Origin of the sequence: Acinetobacter sp. 1000160 (assembly GCF_000588715.1) — a bacterium.
In the GTDB taxonomy this organism is placed as follows: domain Bacteria; phylum Pseudomonadota; class Gammaproteobacteria; order Pseudomonadales; family Moraxellaceae; genus Acinetobacter; species Acinetobacter courvalinii.
The window spans coordinates 112392-131929 of record NZ_JFWP02000009.1 but is presented as its reverse complement, the minus strand read 5'-3'; the positions used below and the strand labels follow the sequence as shown (position 1 = coordinate 131929).

The 19538-nt window shown below is 45.4% G+C and carries 17 protein-coding genes; 16 read left to right on the top strand and 1 reads right to left on the bottom strand.

All coding sequences use genetic code 11. From position 1 onward, the window contains the following. Positions 1 to 194: 194 nt before the first annotated feature. Both bfmR and bfmS read left to right on the top strand, forming a co-directional pair. Complete coding sequence (bfmR, locus tag J699_RS02865) at positions 195 to 911, top strand: response regulator transcription factor BfmR (protein WP_004770762.1); 717 nt, start codon at positions 195 to 197, stop codon at positions 909 to 911. A gap of 107 nt (positions 912 to 1018) precedes the next feature. Further along, positions 1019 to 2659, top strand: coding sequence for a sensor histidine kinase BfmS (bfmS, locus tag J699_RS02870; RefSeq protein WP_032868080.1), 1641 nt, complete (start codon positions 1019 to 1021; stop codon positions 2657 to 2659). A gap of 115 nt (positions 2660 to 2774) precedes the next feature. On the opposite strand, the gene J699_RS02875 is transcribed toward bfmS, so the two are convergent. Next, complete coding sequence (locus J699_RS02875; RefSeq protein ID WP_005228913.1) at positions 2775 to 3131, bottom strand: hypothetical protein; 357 nt, start codon at positions 3129 to 3131, stop codon at positions 2775 to 2777. 581 nt (positions 3132 to 3712) lie between these two features. On the opposite strand from J699_RS02875, the gene J699_RS02880 reads away from it, so the two are divergent. The 14 genes from J699_RS02880 (at position 3713) to upp (ending at position 19505) form a co-directional block, all read left to right on the top strand. Continuing rightward, on the top strand, positions 3713 to 4264 hold the full coding sequence (locus J699_RS02880) for an NADH-quinone oxidoreductase subunit A (protein WP_032868078.1): 552 nt from the start codon (positions 3713 to 3715) through the stop codon (positions 4262 to 4264). 6 nt (positions 4265 to 4270) lie between these two features. Beyond that, the gene (locus J699_RS02885; RefSeq protein WP_004638049.1) at positions 4271 to 4948 is read left to right on the top strand and encodes a NuoB/complex I 20 kDa subunit family protein; all 678 of its coding nucleotides are present in this window, start codon (positions 4271 to 4273) and stop codon (positions 4946 to 4948) included. Between the two features lie 88 nt (positions 4949 to 5036). After that, on the top strand, positions 5037 to 6824 hold the full coding sequence (nuoC, locus tag J699_RS02890) for an NADH-quinone oxidoreductase subunit C/D (RefSeq protein ID WP_005228923.1): 1788 nt from the start codon (positions 5037 to 5039) through the stop codon (positions 6822 to 6824). A gap of 12 nt (positions 6825 to 6836) precedes the next feature. Next, the gene (nuoE, locus tag J699_RS02895; protein ID WP_004770767.1) at positions 6837 to 7346 is read left to right on the top strand and encodes an NADH-quinone oxidoreductase subunit NuoE; all 510 of its coding nucleotides are present in this window, start codon (positions 6837 to 6839) and stop codon (positions 7344 to 7346) included. Beyond that, a complete protein-coding gene (gene nuoF, locus J699_RS02900; RefSeq protein WP_005283655.1) occupies positions 7343 to 8668 on the top strand; it encodes an NADH-quinone oxidoreductase subunit NuoF in 1326 nt (441 codons plus the stop codon). Before nuoE ends, nuoF begins: the two co-directional genes overlap by 4 nt. An 11-nt stretch (positions 8669 to 8679) precedes the next feature. Beyond that, positions 8680 to 11364 carry an NADH-quinone oxidoreductase subunit NuoG gene (nuoG, locus tag J699_RS02905; protein WP_032868076.1) on the top strand — a complete coding sequence of 895 codons (2685 nt, stop codon included), beginning with the start codon at positions 8680 to 8682 and terminating at the stop codon, positions 11362 to 11364. A gap of 3 nt (positions 11365 to 11367) precedes the next feature. Continuing rightward, positions 11368 to 12384: an NADH-quinone oxidoreductase subunit NuoH gene (gene nuoH, locus J699_RS02910; RefSeq protein ID WP_004655440.1), complete on the top strand. Its 1017-nt coding sequence runs from the start codon at positions 11368 to 11370 to the stop codon at positions 12382 to 12384. An 18-nt stretch (positions 12385 to 12402) separates the two neighbouring features. Next, entirely contained in the window at positions 12403 to 12945 is a 543-nt protein-coding gene (gene nuoI / locus J699_RS02915; protein WP_005228926.1) for an NADH-quinone oxidoreductase subunit NuoI, read from the top strand. Then, a complete protein-coding gene (gene nuoJ / locus J699_RS02920; protein ID WP_171062196.1) occupies positions 12945 to 13463 on the top strand; it encodes an NADH-quinone oxidoreductase subunit J in 519 nt (172 codons plus the stop codon). The genes nuoI and nuoJ overlap by 1 nt, the downstream gene beginning before the upstream one ends. After that, positions 13463 to 13771 carry an NADH-quinone oxidoreductase subunit NuoK gene (gene nuoK, locus J699_RS02925; protein WP_004770776.1) on the top strand — a complete coding sequence of 103 codons (309 nt, stop codon included), beginning with the start codon at positions 13463 to 13465 and terminating at the stop codon, positions 13769 to 13771. Before nuoJ ends, nuoK begins: the two co-directional genes overlap by 1 nt. After that, positions 13768 to 15663: an NADH-quinone oxidoreductase subunit L gene (gene nuoL, locus J699_RS02930; protein ID WP_032868073.1), complete on the top strand. Its 1896-nt coding sequence runs from the start codon at positions 13768 to 13770 to the stop codon at positions 15661 to 15663. Before nuoK ends, nuoL begins: the two co-directional genes overlap by 4 nt. A 1-nt stretch (position 15664) precedes the next feature. Continuing rightward, positions 15665 to 17263: an NADH-quinone oxidoreductase subunit M gene (gene nuoM, locus J699_RS02935; protein ID WP_005228928.1), complete on the top strand. Its 1599-nt coding sequence runs from the start codon at positions 15665 to 15667 to the stop codon at positions 17261 to 17263. A gap of 3 nt (positions 17264 to 17266) precedes the next feature. Beyond that, positions 17267 to 18763 (top strand): NADH-quinone oxidoreductase subunit NuoN, encoded by a 1497-nt coding sequence (gene nuoN, locus J699_RS02940; RefSeq protein ID WP_005228929.1) that lies wholly within the window; start codon positions 17267 to 17269, stop codon positions 18761 to 18763. Between the two features lie 106 nt (positions 18764 to 18869). Continuing rightward, positions 18870 to 19505, top strand: a complete 636-nt coding sequence (gene upp / locus J699_RS02945; RefSeq protein ID WP_004770784.1) for a uracil phosphoribosyltransferase — start codon at positions 18870 to 18872, stop codon at positions 19503 to 19505. The last annotated feature ends 33 nt before the right edge of the window (positions 19506 to 19538 follow it).

Sequence of the window (19538 nt, the reverse complement as noted above, 5' to 3'; positions counted from 1 at the left end):
AAAAACGCTTACAATTCTGAAAAATATATTAAAATTCATAATTTTAATAAAAAGATAACAAAACAGGGTAAGCGTGTATCAGTTTGGTGAACGGCTACTTGTTTACAATGTAAACGTGTGTATATTGCAATTCATAAACCAATGTATCTGTCAGATTTATATAGATAGACTCACTCAGATTTTAGGGGCAACAAATGAGCCAAGAAGAAAAGTTACCGAAGATTTTGATTGTAGAAGATGACGAGCGTTTAGCACGTTTAACGCAAGAATATTTGATTCGTAACGGTTTAGAAGTTGGTGTTGAAACTGATGGTAATCGTGCCATTCGTCGCATTATCAGCGAGCAGCCAGATTTAGTGGTGCTTGATGTGATGTTACCGGGTGCAGATGGCTTAACCGTTTGTCGTGAAGTACGTCCGCATTATCATCAACCGATCTTGATGTTAACAGCTCGTACCGAAGATATGGATCAGGTACTGGGTCTGGAAATGGGTGCAGATGACTATGTTGCCAAGCCTGTTCAGCCACGCGTATTGTTAGCGCGTATTCGTGCCTTATTACGTCGTACCGACAAGACAGTTGAAGACGAAGTCGCACAACGTATCGAGTTTGATGATCTGGTGATTGATAATGGCGGTCGTTCAGTGACTTTAAATGGTGATCTGGTTGACTTCACCAGCGCTGAATATGACCTGTTATGGTTACTTGCTTCAAATGCCGGTCGCATCCTGTCTCGTGAAGATATCTTCGAGCGTTTACGCGGTATTGAATATGATGGTCAGGACCGTTCGATCGATGTGCGTATTTCCCGTATCCGTCCAAAAATCGGTGATGATCCGGAAAATCCAAAACGTATTAAAACCGTCCGCAGTAAAGGTTATTTATTCGTTAAAGAAACCAACGGGATCTAAATCCCTGGAATCCCCCTGCATTCAGGGGGATTTTTTCCTTTCCACAAAGGACTTGCGTAGTAGCGCTGCTCAAGTGGGGTTTTAATGAGCTTGGAATTATTTAGCTTATGGTAAGTCGAGTACTGAAAAACAGCATATTCTTGCGTATTTATGCTGGCTTGGTGGTTTTGGTGGTTGTGGTTGCCGCATTTTGTTATTTGCTGGTCCAGATTATCAACTACCAACGGGCGCAGGAATATCGTGAATCTCTGACCGATGGCATTTCCTATGTCATTAGTGAGGGGGTATCTCGCCAGCCAGAAAAACAGCAGAAACTCGACTGGATTTCCGATGCTTCTGATTTACTGGAATTGCCGATCTACTATGTGGATGCAGAGCGGGTCGAGTTATCGCGTACCGAGAAAAAACGCATTGCCGAGCAAAAGTCAGTAGTTCGTTACGATGCCAATAACGGCATTGGCTATATCATTATCGGTCTGAAAGACGATCCTAAGCATTTCCTGTATATTAAGGTCGATAAGATTGGCGAACGCCAGATGAAAGCGTTGCCGATCTTTGTGCTGGATTATCTGATTTTCTATCCGGGGCAGGAACGCGAATATCTAGAGCGAATCAAAAACCATTTCTATTACCCGATTGAAATTGCAGATATTAAAGATATCAATCTGGATTCGGAGCAAATTGGTCGTTTACGTCAGGATCAAAGCATCCTGCTGTATAAAGACAGCGCAACCGTTCGTGGCACCACCATTTCAATTGTGTCTCCAATGCCTAATCATCCTGCGCAAGTATTGATTCTGGGTCCGGTACCGATGTTTAACTGGATGCCATTCCAGCTTTCCGCAGGCATTACCTTGTTCAGCCTGTTCTTGCTGAGTCTGGGCGTTTATGGTCTGATTTTGCCGCTGGAGCGTAAAATCCGTCAGGTGCGCCATGCCTTGAACAAGATGAAGTCAGGTGATTTGTCATTACGTGTTCCGATCGAGGGAAGCGATGAGATGGCCAATCTGGCTTCCAGTTATAACAACATGTCGGATCATATTCAGCGTCTGATTGAGGCGCAGCGTGAGTTGATGCGTGCGGTATCACATGAGCTCAGAACCCCTGTCGCGCGGATTCGTTTTGGTATGGAAATGCTGGCAGAGGAAGATGACTATAATTACCGTATCCAGCAAGTCGACATGATCGATAAGGATATTGAAGCACTCAATACCCTGATTGATGAAATCATGACCTATGCCAAACTGGAGCAGGGCACTCCTTCGCTGGATTTCGAAGAAATTGTACTGGTTGAAGTTCTGGATCAGGTGGCAATGGAAACCGAAGCGTTGAAGACGCAAAAGGAAATCGAGCTGATTGCACCGCCATTGGCCTTGCAGGTTGACGCAGAGCGTCGTTATCTACACCGTGTGGTGCAGAACCTGGTCGGAAATGCGGTACGCTACTGTGATCATAAGGTGCGCATTAGTGGTGGTATCCGTGCCGATGGTAATGCCTATGTCTGTGTTGAAGATGATGGGCCGGGGATTCCTGAGCAAGAGCGTGCCCGTATCTTTGAAGCCTTTGCGCGTCTGGATGATAGCCGTACCCGTGCTTCGGGTGGTTATGGCCTGGGCTTGTCGATTGTCAGTCGTATTGCGTACTGGTTTGGTGGTACGATTCAGGTGGATCAGAGTCCAAATCTGGGCGGTGCACGGTTTATCATGACCTGGCCGGCAAAACGTTATAAGCAAGGCTTGAAGAAATAATTAAAAAAGGAATGGCAAGTACCATTCCTTTTTTTATTTTAGCTCCATAAAAAAGCCAAGGCGTTAAATGCCTTGGCTCAATTGATCAGAACAGTACTGATCCATCTACCTGTATTTATTCATGTACCGAAGGGTCGGGTTCGATCAAGGATTTGCCTGAGCGAAGCGCCTGTAATGCATCGGCATTGAAATCAATCAGGAGTGAATTATTCTTGATGTCGATTTTATAGCCCTGAATCAGTGCCTGATCTCCATTTAAGGTTTCGACTTTATAACTGTCGGCAATATTGAGAATGCTGTCTAAATTGGTGGTGGTAGCGGCAAAATCCTCTCTGAAAACCTGGTAGATGTCTCTTAAATCAAAAATCGCATTATCAGCATCTGGATGTTTTCGAACATAACTTTCTATATGACGCATCAGTAGTTGTGAAAAAAAGAAATAATCCGAGTCGTGTGTGTATTCTAGATGCATGTTTTTCTCCTTCTTTGCTTCTATTAGAATAACGATCTATTGCTAGAGCTGTGTATAAAGATAATTAAAGTATTTAGCTGAATTGCAACATATTATGTCGAAATGGCAACCCGGTTTCGATATTGTTATCTGGCTGGATCAATCGTCTGATCTGCTAGTTGAAATTATGATTCATTAAAATACTACTTTCTGGCCAGATAAAAATAATCCGTCGCTGGATATATACAGCTTGCGGTTAAATTTTCAACATAGATTTGCAGCAATGCAATCATAGGGTTCATGCTGCCATATTTTTGTGCATTGAGCAGAAATGCTGAATGTCTTTGATGCGTTGATAAAGAAAAAAATGATCAATATAGGGTGTTTGATTAGATAATTCGATTTCTAGGGGTGAATTAAGCATGATCCCGTCTATATCCGTAACTTTATGGACAAAATCATCCGAAAGACTAAAGCGCTTCAACTAGCATGAGAAATTAGAAATCAGGTACAATTGGCGGGATTAATTTTGTGTTTGGTGTATTTGAAGGCCAATACATACATTCTTTGTTAAAAATAGGCCTGCCAGGAGTTATCCCCGCATGAGTGCCATTACTCCATACGATTGGGCAATTATTGCCTTCGTGATCGGCGTTACATTTCTTTGCGTTTTTATGCTCACTGTTCCCTTACTCCTAGGGGGTAAAGCATGGGGACGTGCGAAGCAAGAGCAGTTTGAGTCAGGTGTAGTTGGTGCGGGCGGTGCTCGTATCCGCTTGTCTGCCAAGTTCTATTTAGTTGCAATTTTCTTTGTGGTCTTCGATCTGGAAGCCCTCTATCTCTACGCTTGGTCAACTTCAGTCCGTGAAGTGGGTTGGGTGGGTTTTGCAACGGCTGCCGTGTTTATTCTGGTTTTATTAATTGGTTTGATTTACGAACTTTCAACAGGCGCGCTGAACTGGGCACCTTCTGATCGCCGTAAAGCTGCTGGTATCAAGACCAACATCGGTTCGCCAAATATGAACATTGCTGACATTACCCGATTCAATAACATTGAAGAGTTGGTTGTCGATCCTACTGGTCATATTCCAGCACAGTCTTCTGGTCGTGTTAAATCTAAAACACCGACTACCTCAACATCTGAACAGGAGTAAGTCGGGATGAAATATACTTTAACCCGTGCGAATCCGGATGCCGATCAATATCCATTACAAGATCGTCAAATCGTCACTGATCCACTTGAGGAAGAAGTGAATAAAAGTGTGATGATGACGCGTCTAGAAGATGTGTTGCATACCGCAGTGAACTGGGGGCGTAAAAACTCTTTGTGGCCATTTAACTTTGGTACTTCATGCTGCTACGTTGAATATGCAACTACATTAACAGGCGTTCATGACTTGTCACGCTTTGGTGCCGAAGTAATTCGTGCTTCACCGCGTCAGGCAGACTTGATGATTGTTGCAGGAACCTGCTTTGTCAAAATGGCACCTGTCATTCAACGTTTGTATGAACAGATGCTTGAGCCTAAATGGGTCATTTCAATGGGTGCTTGTGCTAACTCAGGTGGTATGTACGACATCTATTCCGTGGTTCAGGGTGTAGACAAAATTATTCCTGTTGATGTGTACATCCCAGGTTGTCCGCCTCGTCCAGAAGCATTGATCCAAGCATTGATGTTACTTCAAGACCAAATTCAACTAGAGCGCCGTCCACTTTCAGCGGTTATTGGTGATGATCTTCAGCCTGTGTATAAGCCAAAGATGATGCCAGAACGTGACCGTAAAAATGCTGAACGTATTGCGGTGAAAAACTTACGCTCTATGGATGAAATTAAATAATTTTAACGATGAGTTTTTGACATGTCCCGTGATGGGTATGGTCATCGGAAAAATTTCCAGAATTTGTATTAAATAGGAAGCCAAGCCAATGGCTGAAACTGACATTGCTATGCCAGAATCAACGCCAGTTGATTCACGCCCAGCATTTGCAATCGTAGAAGAGCTCAAAACCAAATTTGGTGAGAACTTTTACGTGCAGGCAACTTTTGAAGAGTTTCCAACAGTCTGGGTTGAGCGCGCACGCGTGCAAGAAGTCCTCATGTTCCTCCGTAAAGTGGAACGTCCTTATGTCATGCTGTTTGACTTGTCTGCGGTAGATGAGCGTTTACGTGTTCACCGTGATGGTTTGCCAGCATCTGACTTTACTGTGTTCTATCATTTGTTATCGCTTGAGCGTAACAGTGACATCCGTATCAAAGTTGCGTTGAATGAAAATGATTTAAGCATTCCAACCGCAACTAATATCTGGCCAAATGCCAACTGGTACGAGCGTGAAGCTTACGATATGTTTGGTATCGATTTCGCCGGGCATCCAATGCTTCGTCGTATCTTGTTGCCAACCTATTGGGAAGGTCATCCGTTACGTAAAGAATATTCTGCCCGTGCGACAGAATATACGCCGTATATGCAAGACCAGGCAAAGCAGGATTTCGAACAAGAACACTTACGCTTTGTGCCTGAAGACTGGGGTCTAAAACGCGGTAATGATGACGAAGACTTCATGTTCCTGAACTTGGGTCCTAACCATCCATCTGCACACGGTGCGTTCCGTGTGGTGTTACAGCTGGACGGTGAAGAAGTCAAAGACTGTGTGCCGGATATCGGTTATCACCACCGTGGTGTGGAAAAGATGGCTGAACGTCAAACCTGGCATTCATTCATTCCGTATACCGATCGTGTTGACTACCTTGGTGGTTGTGCGCAAAACATGCCATACGTGATGGCAGTTGAGCAAATGGCAGGAATTAAAGTCCCTGAACGTGCACAAGTCATTCGTGTGTTGTTGAACGAATTATTCCGTATCAATAACCACTTGTTGTTCTGTGGTACCGCGATTCAGGATGCCGGTGGTATGACACCAGTATTCTATATGTTCGCAGACCGTCAAAAAGTCTATGACATCGTTGAGGCGATTACCGGTTACCGTATGCACCCAGCATGGTTCCGTATCGGTGGTACAGCACACGACCTTCCAAACAACTGGCAAAAACTGGTGAAAGATTTGCTGGATTGGATGCCGAAGCGTTTGAACGAGTACTACACGGCTGCACTTAAAAACTCGGTATTTATTGGTCGTACGCGTAATGTTGCGCAATACGATGCTAAATCTGCGTTGGCTTGGGGTGTGACCGGTACAGGTTTACGTGCGACAGGTATTGATTTTGACGTTCGTAAATATCGTCCATACAGTGGTTATGAAAACTTCGACTTTGATATTCCAGTGGAATATGAAGGCGATGCATACGCACGTGTCCTGGTTCACTTCCGTGAAATCACTGAATCATTGAAAATTATTCAACAGTGCTTGGATAACATGCCATCTGGTCCATATAAAGCGGATCATCCATTGGCTGTTCCACCACCAAAAGACAAGACATTACAAGATATTGAAACCTTGATTACGCACTTCTTGAGCGTATCTTGGGGTCCTGTAATGCCGGCAGGCGAGTCTTCATTCATGACTGAAGTGGTGAAGGGTGCGAGTACCTATTACCTCACTTCGGATAAGTCAACCATGAGCTACCGTACCCGTATTCGTACGCCAACGTTCACGCATTTACAGCAAATGCCATCGGTGATTAACGGCAGTCTGGTGTCTGACTTGATCATTTATTTGGCGACCATTGACGTGGTTATGGCTGACGTGGATCGCTAGGGGTAAACGATTATGATGATTTTGACTGATAAAAAACCACGTGTGAATGTTGAAGGGATTTTGACTGCGGACGAAATCCATGAGATTGAACATCACATTGGTCACTATCCATACCCACGTGCAGCCTCTCTGGATGCTTTGAAGTGTGTACAGCGCCGTAATGGCTGGGTAGATGACGCACAAATGAATGCGATTGCACAATTGCTCAGCATGAGTGTGGCGGATCTGGAAGGCGTAGCAACGTTCTATAACCGTATCTACCGTCAACCTGTGGGTCGTCACGTGATTTTATTGTGTGACTCGATTGCATGCTTCTTGATGGGTGCAGAAACTTTGGCAGAAGCGTTCCAGCGCGAGTTGGGAATCCAGTATGGACAAACCACAGCAGATGGTCGTTTTACCTTGCTCCCGATTTGCTGTCTAGGCAACTGCGACAAAGGGCCAACCTTAATGATTGATGAAGATACCCATGGTTTAGTGGATGTGTCATCAGTTAAACAGTTATTGGAGAAGTATGTATGAATACTGAACCAAAACCAATTTATGGCGACGGTAATCCAGAAACTCATCCGCTGACCTGGCGTTTGAGCAAACAGGATGCAGTACGTAATGCTGACGAGTACGAAACACTAGAAGGCTATGCTGGCTTTAAAAAAGCGCTCGGCATGCCACCAAAAGATGTACTTGAAGTGATTAAAGCTGCGACGGTAAAAGGTCGTGGTGGTGCAGGTTTCCCGGCAGGGATCAAATGGTCATTGATGGCGCCAAACGATGGTGGTCCTCGCTATTTGATCTGTAATGCCGATGAAATGGAACCGGGTACCTTTAAAGACCGGTTGTTGATGGAAAAACTTCCACATCAATTGATCGAAGGGATGCTGATTGCAGGTTATACCCTAGAGGCAACTCAAGGTTATATCTTCATCCGTGGCGAATATATCGAAGCAGCTCAATACTTAAATGAAGCATTAGAGCAAATCCGTGCTAAAGGTTACCTAGGTGAAAACATCCTCGGAACGGGCTGGAACTTTGATCTACACGTTCATACCGGTGCAGGCCGTTATATTTGCGGTGAAGAAACTGCATTGATTAACTCGCTTGAAGGCCGTCGTGCCAATCCACGTACCAAGCCACCATTCCCGCAAGTTGCAGGTGCATGGGGCCGTCCAACGATTGTCAACAACGTTGAAACCTACAATAACTTGCCAGCCATCATGTTGCGTGGTCCTGAGTGGTATATCAACCTTTCAGCAGGTAAGTCGAAAGATCCAGGCACCAAGATTTATGGTGCATCAGGTAAAGTCAAATTCCCGGGTCTCTGGGAACTGCCATTCGGTACCACTGCGCGTGAAGTGATTGAAGAACATGCGGGCGGTATGCGTGACGGTTTGACCTTGAAAGCCTGGTTACCGGGTGGTGCATCGACGGACTTCCTGGCCGCTGAACACATTGATCTACCAATGGATTCTGAAAGCATCATGAAAGCAGGTTCACGTTTAGGTACCTGTCTGTTGATGGTGGTGGATGAAACTCAATGTATGGTTTCTGCGACACGTAATTTAGAAGAATTCTTTGCGCGTGAATCATGTGGTTTCTGTACACCATGCCGTGATGGTTTACCTTGGGCAGTGAAAGCGCTTAAAGCACTGGAAACAGGCGAAGGTAAGAAAGAAGATATCGACCATTTACAAGAACTGACGCGTAAATTGTGGATCGGTAAAACTTTCTGTGCTCACGCACCAGGTGCGATGGAGCCGCTTATGGGCGCACTTAAATATTTCCGTAGCGAGTTTGAAGCAAAGGTTAAAACCCATGCTCCAGCTCTAGACGTAGAACAAGCTTAAGGAATTCGACTATGGCTACAATTCATGTCGATGGAAAATCGTATGAAGTTAACGGCTCAGAAAACTTGCTACAAGCATGTCTCAGCCTTGGCATCGACATCCCGTATTTTTGTTGGCACCCATCCTTAGGTTCTGTTGGTTCTTGTCGTCAATGTGCGGTGACTCAGTATGCGAATCCTGAGGACACACGTGGACGCTTGGTGATGTCATGTATGACACCTGCTGCCGACAATACCTATATTTCGATTGAAGACAAAGAAGCAACGGATTTCCGTGCATCGATCGTTGAATTCTTGATGACCAATCACCCGCACGACTGTCCAGTCTGTGAAGAGGGTGGTCACTGTCATTTACAAGATATGACGGTGATGACCCAGCACGATCGTCGTCGCTACCGCTTTACCAAACGTACCCACTATAACCAAGAGTTAGGTTCGTTTATTGCGCATGAGATGAACCGTTGTATCGCGTGCTACCGTTGTGTGCGTTACTACAAAGACTATGCTGGCGGTACCGACTTTGGTGTTTATGCCAATGCTTCACGTGTGTATTTCGGTCGCCCAGAATCAGGCACTTTAGAATCTGAATTCTCGGGTAACCTGACTGAGGTGTGTCCAACCGGTGTATTCACCGATAAAACCCACTCAGCACGCTATAACCGTAAATGGGACATGCAGTATGCGCCAAGCGTATGTCATGGCTGTTCTTCAGGTTGTAACATCTCTCCGGGTGAGCGTTATGGCGAAATCCGTCGTGTTGAAAACCGTTTCAACGGCTCAGTTAACCAATACTTCCTTTGCGATAAAGGCCGTTTCGGTGTGGGCTATGTGAACCGTGCAGACCGTCCACGTCAACCGCAATTCCGCAATGCTGAAACAGTTGCAACTGTGAGTGTGGATCAGGCACTGGATCAGGTGATTGCCCAATTGCAAGGCAAGAAAGTGTTAGGTATTGGTTCACCACGCGCAAGCCTGGAATCAAACTACGCACTTCGCGAACTGGTTGGCCAAGACAACTATTCAACCGGTATGTCGCAAAAAGACCAGAATCTGGTGGAGTTAGCAGCATCAATCATGCAAACACAGGGGATCTATAACCCGAACATGCGTGAAATTGAAAGCTATGATGCCGTGTTGATCTTGGGTGAAGACTTAACCCAAACTGCGCCACGTATGGCTTTATCGGTTCGTCAAGCTGCGAAAAACAAAGCCAAAGAAATGGCTGCTGCAACACGTACCCCAGACTGGCTGGCTGAACCAGTACAACGTATCGGTCAAGATGCAAAATCACCAATCTATATCCTTGCTGCAACACAAACCCGTTTAGCGGATGTGGCAACAGGGGAAGTGGTTGCATCTCCAAATGACATCGCACGTTTAGGTTTCGCGGTTGCTGCGGCGGTTAAAGGTGAAGCGCTTTCTGGTTTGGCGGATGATGCCAAAGCATTTGCGCAAACCATTGCAGATACCTTGAAAGCGGCGAAAAAGCCATTGATTATCTCGGGTACCAGCTTACAAGATCCTGCCATCATGGAAGCTGCGGCTCAAGTTGCGCAAAACCTTGGTGAACATGCAGGCTTGTCATTGACCGTTCCTGAAGTGAACTCAATGGGCTTGGCACTATTTGGCGGATTGAGTTTAGAACAAGCATTTGCACAAGATTATGATGCAGTGGTTGTCATTGAAAATGACTTGACTCGTCGTTTACCTGTAGCGCAAGTGAAAGCTGCATTTGACAAGGCTGAAACTGTGATCGTACTCGATCATAGTGAAACTGAAACCTTGAAACTTGCAGATATCGTACTGTCAGCAGCAAGCTTTGCTGAGGGTGATGGTACTGTCGTGAGCCAAGAAGGCCGTGCACAACGTTTCTATCAAGTGTATGACCCAAGCTACTACAAGCCTGAATATGCGATCAAAGAATCTTGGCGCTGGTTACATGCCATTGAGACGGGTCTTAAAGGCAAAGCGGTAGACTGGACACTCCTTGATGATGTAATTGATGACATCGTGAAGAATGTTCCTGTGCTTGAAGCGATTCAAGATGTTGCACCGGATGCGGGCTATCGTATTCATGGTTTGAAGATTGCACGTGAACCACGTCGTTATTCTGGCCGTACTGCAATGCGTGCGCCATTATCGGTTCACGAACCGAAACAACCGACTGATCCTGATTCGGCATTAACCTTCTCAATGGAAGGTTATGTAGGGAATCAGACAGCATCGTCACTGGTACCTTTCGCATGGTCTGCGGGCTGGAACTCACCACAAGCCTGGAACAAATACCAGGATGAAGTGGGCGGTCACTTAAAAGGTGGTGATTCAGGTGTGCGTTTATTCGATCGTTTGGCAAAACGTCCTGCACGTAGCTATGTGGCGCCGTCAGCAGTTGTTGTGAATCCTGAAAGCTTCCGTCTTGTGCCAATGCACCATATTTTTGGTTCTGGCGAATTCACCATTAAAACACCTGCAATGGAATCTCGTATTCCTGAAGCGATGTTTGCGGTGGGCGAGCAAGATGCGACCCGTTTAAATGTTCAGGATGGTCAACGTATTACCGTGCAAGCGGGCGAGACCAGCATCAGCTTACCTGTACAAGTGATCGAATATTTACCAACAGGTTATATCGGTTATCCAATTGGTCTGGCACCAACAGTTTCATTGGCAGAGCCAGTGTCTGTGGCGGTAGGAGTGTAATTCATGAATCAAGAAATTATACGTCAAACGCCACTTTGGGCTGAGAACTGGCCAATCGCTTATTCAGTGATTCAAGCCATTGTGATCTTGCTGGTGGTGGTTTTGGTTGCTGCGTTAATGTCATTTATTGAGCGTCGTCTCTTGGCATTATGGCAAGACCGTTATGGTCCAAACCGTGTTGGTCCGGGTGGTATGTTCCAGATCGTTGCCGATATGCTCAAGATCATGTTCAAAGAAGACTGGACACCAAAGTTTGCGGATAAGCTGACTTTCCGTTTAGCACCAGCAGTTGCAATGGCAACTGCGGTACTTTCGTTCATGGTGATTCCAGTAAGTCCTACACTGGGCGTTGCGGATATGAGTATCGGCCTATTGTTCTTTATGGCAATGGCGGGTATCGCAGTTTATGCAGTGCTATTTGGTGGTTGGGCGTCTAACAACAAATACTCATTACTCGGTGGTCTGCGTTCTGCTGCTCAAACCATTTCTTATGAAGTGTTCTTGGGTATCTCGTTGATGGGTGTGGTTGCGATTGCAGGCTCATTCAACATGCGTGAGATTGTTGAAGCACAACGTGATATGTGGTTCATCATTCCGCAATTCTTAGGCTTCCTGATCTTTGTGGTTGCGGGTGTTGCGGTTACGCATCGTCATCCATTTGACCAACCGGAAGCTGAGCAAGAATTGGCCGAAGGTTATCACGTAGAATATGGTGGGATGAAGTGGGGGATGTTCTTCGTTGCGGAATATGTCAACGTGGTCTTGATCTCTGCCTTGATCGTAACTTTATTCTTCGGCGGATGGCTTGCACCATTTAACCTGGAAATTCCATTTGTTCCACCATTATTCTGGTTCGTGATTAAAACAGCATTCTTTGTAATGATGTTTGTCTTGGCACGTGGTTCGTTAATGCGTCCGCGTTATGACCAAGTGATGAACTTTGGTTGGAAAGTTTGTTTGCCATTGGCGTTGGTCAACTTGTTAGTGACTGGTGCTGTGATTCTGATGAATCAGGCCTAGGACAGCAGGGAGTACAAAATGTATAAAATTCTAGCTGGCTTCGGATCGATTGTACGTTCGTTATGGATGGTGTTCAGCCATGTAACACGTAAACGTGACACGATCTTGTATCCAGAAGTACCAGGTGAACAAATTGCACCTCCACGCTATCGTGGTCGTATCGTGTTAACACGTGATCCGGATGGTGAAGAGCGTTGTGTGGCATGTAACCTTTGTGCGGTGGCTTGCCCGGTTGGCTGTATTTCATTACAGAAAGCGGAAAAAGAAGATGGACGTTGGTATCCGGAATTTTTCCGTATCAACTTCTCGCGCTGCATTTTCTGCGGTATGTGTGAAGAAGCTTGTCCGACCACTGCGATTCAAATGACACCAGATTTCGAACTCGGCGAATATGTACGTCAAGACTTGGTCTATGAGAAAGAAAACTTACTCATCTCTGGACCGGGTAAATATCCTGACTACAACTTCTACCGTGTTACCGGTATGGCTGTGAGCGGTAAAGACAAAGGTCAGGCACAAAAAGAAAGTGCACCAGTTGATGTACGGAGCTTATTACCATGATGTGGCCATTTTATTTGATGGCACTCGTGGCCATTGTTTCGACAGTACGTGTTGTGACCAACACCAATCCTGTGCATGCATTATTAAGTTTGATCGTTTCTCTTCTTGCTGTTGCAGGCATTTTCATGATCGTAGGCGCGCCGTTTGCTGGTGCGCTTGAGATCATCGTGTATGCAGGTGCCATCATGGTCTTGTTCGTCTTCGTTGTCATGATGCTGAATCTTGGCCAGGATACGATTGAACAGGAAAGCAAATGGTTGACCTCAGATGCCTGGGCCTACCCTGCACTGATGAGCTTCTTGTTAGGCTTGATTCTGGTATGGATGCTAGGCGGTGAATACACCACAATTTCTGCGCCAATGGGTACAGAAGTTGTTGGCCCGAAAGCAGTCGGTCAAGCCCTATTTACTCACTATCTATTATTGGTAGAAGTTGCCGCGATGTTATTGCTTGCAGCACTGGTTGCAGCATTCCACTTAGGCAAACGTGAACCAGGTGCAGAAGAGGATAAAGAATAATGGGACACATCCCTTTAGAACATGGTTTGATCGTTGCAACCATCCTTTTTGCACTGGGTTTTTACGGTGTGATGGTGCGACGCAACCTATTATTTATGCTAATGAGCCTTGAAATCATGATGAATGCTGCTGCGTTGGCATTCGTTTTGGCAGGTAGTGTTTGGGCACAGCCAGATGGACAAGTCATGTTCATCCTGATTCTGACCCTTGCTGCAGCAGAGGCATGTATCGGTCTTGCGATCGTCCTTCAGTTTTATCATCGCTTCCATCATCTGGATGTGGATGCTGCTAGTGAGATGCGCGGATGAGTACATTATATTTAACCGTTTTATTCCCGCTCATTGGTTTTATCCTTTTAGCGGCAGGGCGTGACAAACTTTCTGAAAATGTCGCTGCCATTATTGGTGTCGGTTCAGTTGGTTTATCTGCGTTATTTGCTTTAATTGCCGGTCTTGCATTTACCAGTAGCGGTCAAACCGTTTTTGTTCAGCATTTATGGACCTGGTTCAGTGTTGGCGGTTTTGAGCCAGGCATTAGCTTACATTTAGACGGCTTGTCATTATTGATGACCGGCATGATCACAGGTGTTGGTTTCCTGATTCACATCTTCGCATCATGGTATATGCGTGGTGAAGAAGGTTATGCACGTTTCTTCTCTTATTTCAACCTGTTCGTTGCCAGCATGTTGTTGTTGGTACTCGGTGATAACCTGGCGTTATTATTCCTGGGGTGGGAAGGCGTAGGTCTGTGTTCATACCTGTTGATTGGTTTCTACTACTCAAATCCTGCAAATGGCTGGGCAGCAATCAAGGCATTCACCGTAACACGTGTGGGTGACGTATTCTTACTGATTGCATTGTTCTTGCTTTATCAACAGTTTGGTACTTTGAATACACAGTACATTGTTGAAAATGCAGCAACCGTGATGACGCAAAGCTCATCATTGTCGATCTGGACCGCATTGATGTTGTTCTTGGGTGCAGCAGGTAAATCTGCGCAAATCCCATTGCAAACCTGGTTAGCCGATGCGATGGCGGGTCCTACACCAGTATCTGCATTGATCCACGCTGCGACCATGGTCACAGCAGGTGTGTACTTATGCTGCCGTATGTTCTCTGTGATGGAAATGGCACCAGAAGTAATGCAGTTCATCTCGATTACGGGTGCAGTAACTTTGCTTGTGGCTGGGTTTGCCGCATTGGTTCAAACCGATATCAAACGTATTCTGGCTTACTCAACCATGAGTCAGCTCGGTTATATGTTCATGGCAGTGGGTGCTGAAGCATACCAGGCAGGTTTATTCCACATGCTGGCTCACGCCTTCTTCAAAGCATTATTGTTCCTTTCTTCAGGTGCAGTGATTCTTGCATGTCATCACGAACAGAACATTTTCAAAATGGGTGGTTTGCGTCACAAGATCCCATTCGTATTCTGGTGTTTCGTGATCGGTGGTGGCGCATTGGCAGCACTTCCAATCGTAACCGTGGGCTTCTTCTCTAAAGATGCGATCTTGGGTGCGGTATATGCTCAGTCGACCATTGCTAACCTTCCACTTTACAATACCTTGTACTGGGTGGGGGTTGCAGGCGCATTCTTAACGTCGATCTATACCTTCCGCTTAATCTGGGTGGTGTTCTTCGGCGAAGAGAAAACCCATGCACATGCCATTCATGGTGTCACTTACTGGGGTCCGCTTGCGATTCTTGCTGCATTGTCAACAGGGATTGGTTACTTCCTTCAGGCACCCGTTGCCAAGTTATTGACGACTGCAAATATTCCAAGTTTTGTGATTCCTGAAAGCTTAGAAGCTGCTGTTTCTCATGCTGAACACTTAGCAAGTGGTGTTGCACTTGTGGGTCTGGCTGTAGGTATCTTCTTGTTTGCCTTTGCGTATGGTGCAGTTAAATCATTTGCTCAAAGTTCTTTGGGTTCAGGTTTAGCGCATATCTGCCGTACTGCATTCGGTTTCGATGCCTTGTATGACATCGTCTTTGTAAAACCTTATTTATTGATTGCGAAAATTTTAGGTCGTGATCCGGTTGACGGTTTATGGTTAGTGCTCCCTGCCATTGTGAAGGGCGGTAATAGCTTTACAAGTTCGCGTCAAACAGGTTCATTACGTGAATACGCATCAAGCATGTCACTCGGTGTAGTGGTGTTATTGATGATCTTGATCGTGATTCAGGTTGTGGGGAAATAAAATGGAAAACAATTTAATTTTACCCGCACTGATTTTAGTTCCTTTCATTGCTGGTTTTATTTGCTGGTTGGTTGATAAATTCGACCAGCACTTACCGCGCTGGATTGCCTTAATTGGTATGCTCATTACCTTTGGTTTGGGCATTGCACTTTGGCAAAGTGGTACATATAGCTACGAGTTGGGCGGTAAAGTCCCGACTTGGGCAGCTGAATTCCATCTTCCATGGATTCAGACTTTAGGTATTAGCATTCACTTGGCGGTGGATGGTTTATCTCTTCTTATGGTGCTGTTGACTGCATTACTCGGTGTACTTGCAGTTGGCTGTTCATGGGGTGAGATTCAGAAGAATGTTGGTTTCTTCCATTTAAACTTACTTTGGAGTTTAGGTGGGGTCATCGGTGTATTCTTGGCGATTGACTTGTTCCTGTTCTTCTTCTTCTGGGAGATGATGCTGGTACCAATCTACTTCCTGATCGCATTATGGGGTCATAAAGGTTCGAATGGTCGTTCACGTGTTTACGCTGCCACCAAATTCTTCCTCTATACCCAAATCGCTGGTTTGATCATGTTGATCGGTATCTTGGGCCTCGTGGTCTATGGCTACATGATGACAGGCATGATCGGTTTCGATTACAACTACCTCTTGGCGGTTGCGAACCACTTACCACCTGAAGTTGCTTATGCATTCATGCTGTGTTTCTTCATCGGCTTTGCGGTGAAATTACCAGTATTCCCATTACACGGCTGGTTGCCTGATGCGCATGCGCAAGCACCAACAGCGGGTTCTGTGGATTTAGCGGGTATCTTGATTAAGACAGCTGCCTACGGTTTACTTCGTTTCGTTATTCCATTCTTCCCGGCAGCGTCAGCACAATTCGCTGATATCGCCATTATTCTGGGCTTGATTGGTATTTTCTACGGCGCATTCCTTGCTTACCAGCAAACCGATATGAAGCGCTTACTTGCGTATACGTCTATTTCGCACATGGGTTTCATCTTACTTGCAATCTATGCAGGTAATATCCTGACATTCCAGGGCCTCATGATCATGATGTTGGCACATGGCTTGTCATCTGCTGCATTGTTCATTATGTCGGGTCAGGTGTATGAGCGTTTACACACACGTGATTTACGTTTAATGGGCGGTCTGCGTGGTCAGCTGCAATACTTGCCATTCTTCCTGATGTTCTTTGTAGCAGCATTGGTTGGTGTACCAGGTCTAGGTAACTTTATTGGTGAATTCCTGATCTTGATGGGTTCATTCAAAGCTTATCCAGCTTTCACCATCATTGCAGCAGTGAGCCTGGTATTTGCTGGTCTTTACGGTCTGATCCTGATTCACAAAGCATTGTTTGGTGAGCCAAACCCAGAGCAAAAGCAACACTACAAAACTCCTCTGAAAGATTTATCAGTGCGTGAAGTTAGCATTTTGATGATCTGTGTGATTGGTCTGGTTTGGTTAGGTATTTACCCGCAAACATTCCTGGATATGTCACATTCAAGCATGCAGTGGTTAGTAAATAGTTATATGCCAGTACAAGAAGTTGTTGAAACTGTTCAACAGGCTGCAACTCAACTTGAACATGTGGAGATGCAATAAACCATGAACTTCACAATTTCTTTTTCTGAGCTGATGCCTTTAGCTCCCGTGATGATTGTGGCACTGACCGCAATCGTCGTGATGTTGTTGACTGCGATTAAACGTAATCACAACCTCATTGCGACCACTTCGGTTGTCGGTTTAAACCTTGCTGCAATCTTTATTGCATACACCATGTTTACTGGGCATTTTGCCCCAGTCAACGTGATGGGCATGTTTATGGTTGATCCATTTACCATGCTCTATCAATTCCTGATTCTGATTGCTGCCTTGGCGTGCTGTACTTTGTCTCATGCGTATATCGAGACCTATAAGGAAAACCGCGAAGAACTTTACATCTTGCTGCTATCTTCAGTGGCAGGGGCAATGTTACTGGTGGCAAGTTCGCACTATGCAGCATTCTTCATCAGCCTGGAGTTGATGTCGATTCCTGTATACGGCATGTTGGCATATACCTATCAGCGTAGCCAGTCTTTGGAAGCGGGGATTAAATACCTGGTACTTTCAGCGACTGCGTCTGCAATGTTGTTGATGGGTATGGCGTATATCTATGCTTATACCGGTTCATTGTCATTCTATGACTCTGTTCAGGCATTGTTTACTGCAATCAAACAACCCATGGTGTTATTGGGCTTAGGCTTAATTATCTTTGCTGTTGCATTCAAACTTTCACTTGCGCCATTCCATAAATGGACGCCAGATGTATATGCCGGTGCACCAGCGCCAATGGCTACCTTTTTGGCTACGGCTGCGAAAGTGGCAACGATCGGTTTATTTGTGCGTTACTTACTCACTTCGGGTGCGATCCTGATTGAGTCGATTGTGACAGTGATTACCATCATTGCAGTCTTGTCGATTGTGGTGGGTAACTTACTTGCAGTACGTCAAGTCAACTTGAAGCGTATCCTCGGTTATTCATCAATTGCACACTTTGGTTATTTGCTGATTGCTTTGATCAGCATGACTTATGCAAGCCTCGGTAGCGTAACGGTTTACGTGATTACCTATGTACTCACTACTATCGGTGCGTTCGGTGCAGTTGCATTAATGTCGAGCCCGTACAACAACGTGGATGAAGCACAAAGTCTTGCCGACTACCGGGGTTTGTTCTGGCGCCGTCCGATCTTGACTGCAACATTAACGGTAATGATGCTGTCTTTAGCGGGTATTCCATTAACTGCAGGCTTTATTGGTAAGTTCCTTGTAGTGATGGCTGCGGTCACCACTCAGCACTGGTTCCTGGCTGCCATGATCGTGGTAGGTAGTGGTATCGGTTTGTATTACTACTTACGTGTGATGGTGGTGATGTACATGACACCACCAGATGTACCACGTATTGATGCCGATGCACACTGGGGAACTAAAGTAGGTGGCTTGATGGTGCTTGCTGCTGCATTACTGGTGTTCGTGATGGGTGTCTATCCAGATCCGATGATTAATCTGGCTTTGAAGGCTGAGATATTGTCTCCATTGCACTTTATGTTGTCTCAACAACAGTAATCGTCTGATTTGTACAAAAAAGCCTCCAAAATTGGGGGCTTTTTTATTGCCGAGTAAAAAAACGCTTTATAATAGGCAAAGATTAACATTACCTAGGTACTCACTCGTGTCGATTCAAGAAATTCGTCATCCGCTAATTCGCCATAAACTTGGTTTACTACGTCGTTCTGACATCAGTACCAAGAACTTTCGTGAATTAGCGCAAGAAGTCACGATGTTACTGACTTATGAAGCAACAAAGGATCTTCCTGTTGTTGAGCATGAAATTGATGGGTGGGCAGGGAAAGTCTCAACTCAGCGTATCGCAGGGAAGAAAATCACCATTGTACCGATCTTGCGTGCGGGTATTGGGATGCTGGAAGGCGTATTGAGCCTGATCCCAAGTGCCAAAGTGAGTGTTTTGGGTTTAGAACGTGATGAAGCAACTTTAGAAGTTCGTACTTACTATAAAAAGTTAGTACCAGATGTTGCCAATCGCCTGGCCATGATTATTGATCCAATGCTGGCGACGGGTAATTCACTCATCGCTGCGATTGATGTATTGAAAGCCAGTGGCTGTAAAGATATTCGTGTTATGGTGCTGGTGGCTGCACCAGAGGGCGTAGCTAAAGTAGAAGCGGCACATCCGGATGTTCGTATTTATACCGCCTCGATTGACCAAGGTTTAAATGAAGAAGGTTATATCGTTCCTGGTCTGGGTGATGCAGGCGATAAAATCTTTGGTAGTGTTCAAAAAGACTAATTTTTGACACATTCATAAAAAGAGACTTGATCT

Excerpts from the sequence above, each read along its gene's own strand:
- bfmR (WP_004770762.1), top strand. The coding sequence starts at position 195 with ATGAGCCAAGAAGAAAAGTTACCGAAGATTTTGATTGTAGAAGATGAC.
- bfmS (WP_032868080.1), top strand. The coding sequence starts at position 1,019 with ATGGTAAGTCGAGTACTGAAAAACAGCATATTCTTGCGTATTTATGCT.
- J699_RS02875 (WP_005228913.1), bottom strand. The coding sequence starts at position 3,131 with ATGCATCTAGAATACACACACGACTCGGATTATTTCTTTTTTTCACAA.
- J699_RS02880 (WP_032868078.1), top strand. The coding sequence starts at position 3,713 with ATGAGTGCCATTACTCCATACGATTGGGCAATTATTGCCTTCGTGATC.
- J699_RS02885 (WP_004638049.1), top strand. The coding sequence starts at position 4,271 with ATGAAATATACTTTAACCCGTGCGAATCCGGATGCCGATCAATATCCA.
- nuoC (WP_005228923.1), top strand. The coding sequence starts at position 5,037 with ATGGCTGAAACTGACATTGCTATGCCAGAATCAACGCCAGTTGATTCA.
- nuoE (WP_004770767.1), top strand. The coding sequence starts at position 6,837 with ATGATGATTTTGACTGATAAAAAACCACGTGTGAATGTTGAAGGGATT.
- nuoF (WP_005283655.1), top strand. The coding sequence starts at position 7,343 with ATGAATACTGAACCAAAACCAATTTATGGCGACGGTAATCCAGAAACT.
- nuoG (WP_032868076.1), top strand. The coding sequence starts at position 8,680 with ATGGCTACAATTCATGTCGATGGAAAATCGTATGAAGTTAACGGCTCA.
- nuoH (WP_004655440.1), top strand. The coding sequence starts at position 11,368 with ATGAATCAAGAAATTATACGTCAAACGCCACTTTGGGCTGAGAACTGG.
- nuoI (WP_005228926.1), top strand. The coding sequence starts at position 12,403 with ATGTATAAAATTCTAGCTGGCTTCGGATCGATTGTACGTTCGTTATGG.
- nuoJ (WP_171062196.1), top strand. The coding sequence starts at position 12,945 with ATGTGGCCATTTTATTTGATGGCACTCGTGGCCATTGTTTCGACAGTA.
- nuoK (WP_004770776.1), top strand. The coding sequence starts at position 13,463 with ATGGGACACATCCCTTTAGAACATGGTTTGATCGTTGCAACCATCCTT.
- nuoL (WP_032868073.1), top strand. The coding sequence starts at position 13,768 with ATGAGTACATTATATTTAACCGTTTTATTCCCGCTCATTGGTTTTATC.
- nuoM (WP_005228928.1), top strand. The coding sequence starts at position 15,665 with ATGGAAAACAATTTAATTTTACCCGCACTGATTTTAGTTCCTTTCATT.
- nuoN (WP_005228929.1), top strand. The coding sequence starts at position 17,267 with ATGAACTTCACAATTTCTTTTTCTGAGCTGATGCCTTTAGCTCCCGTG.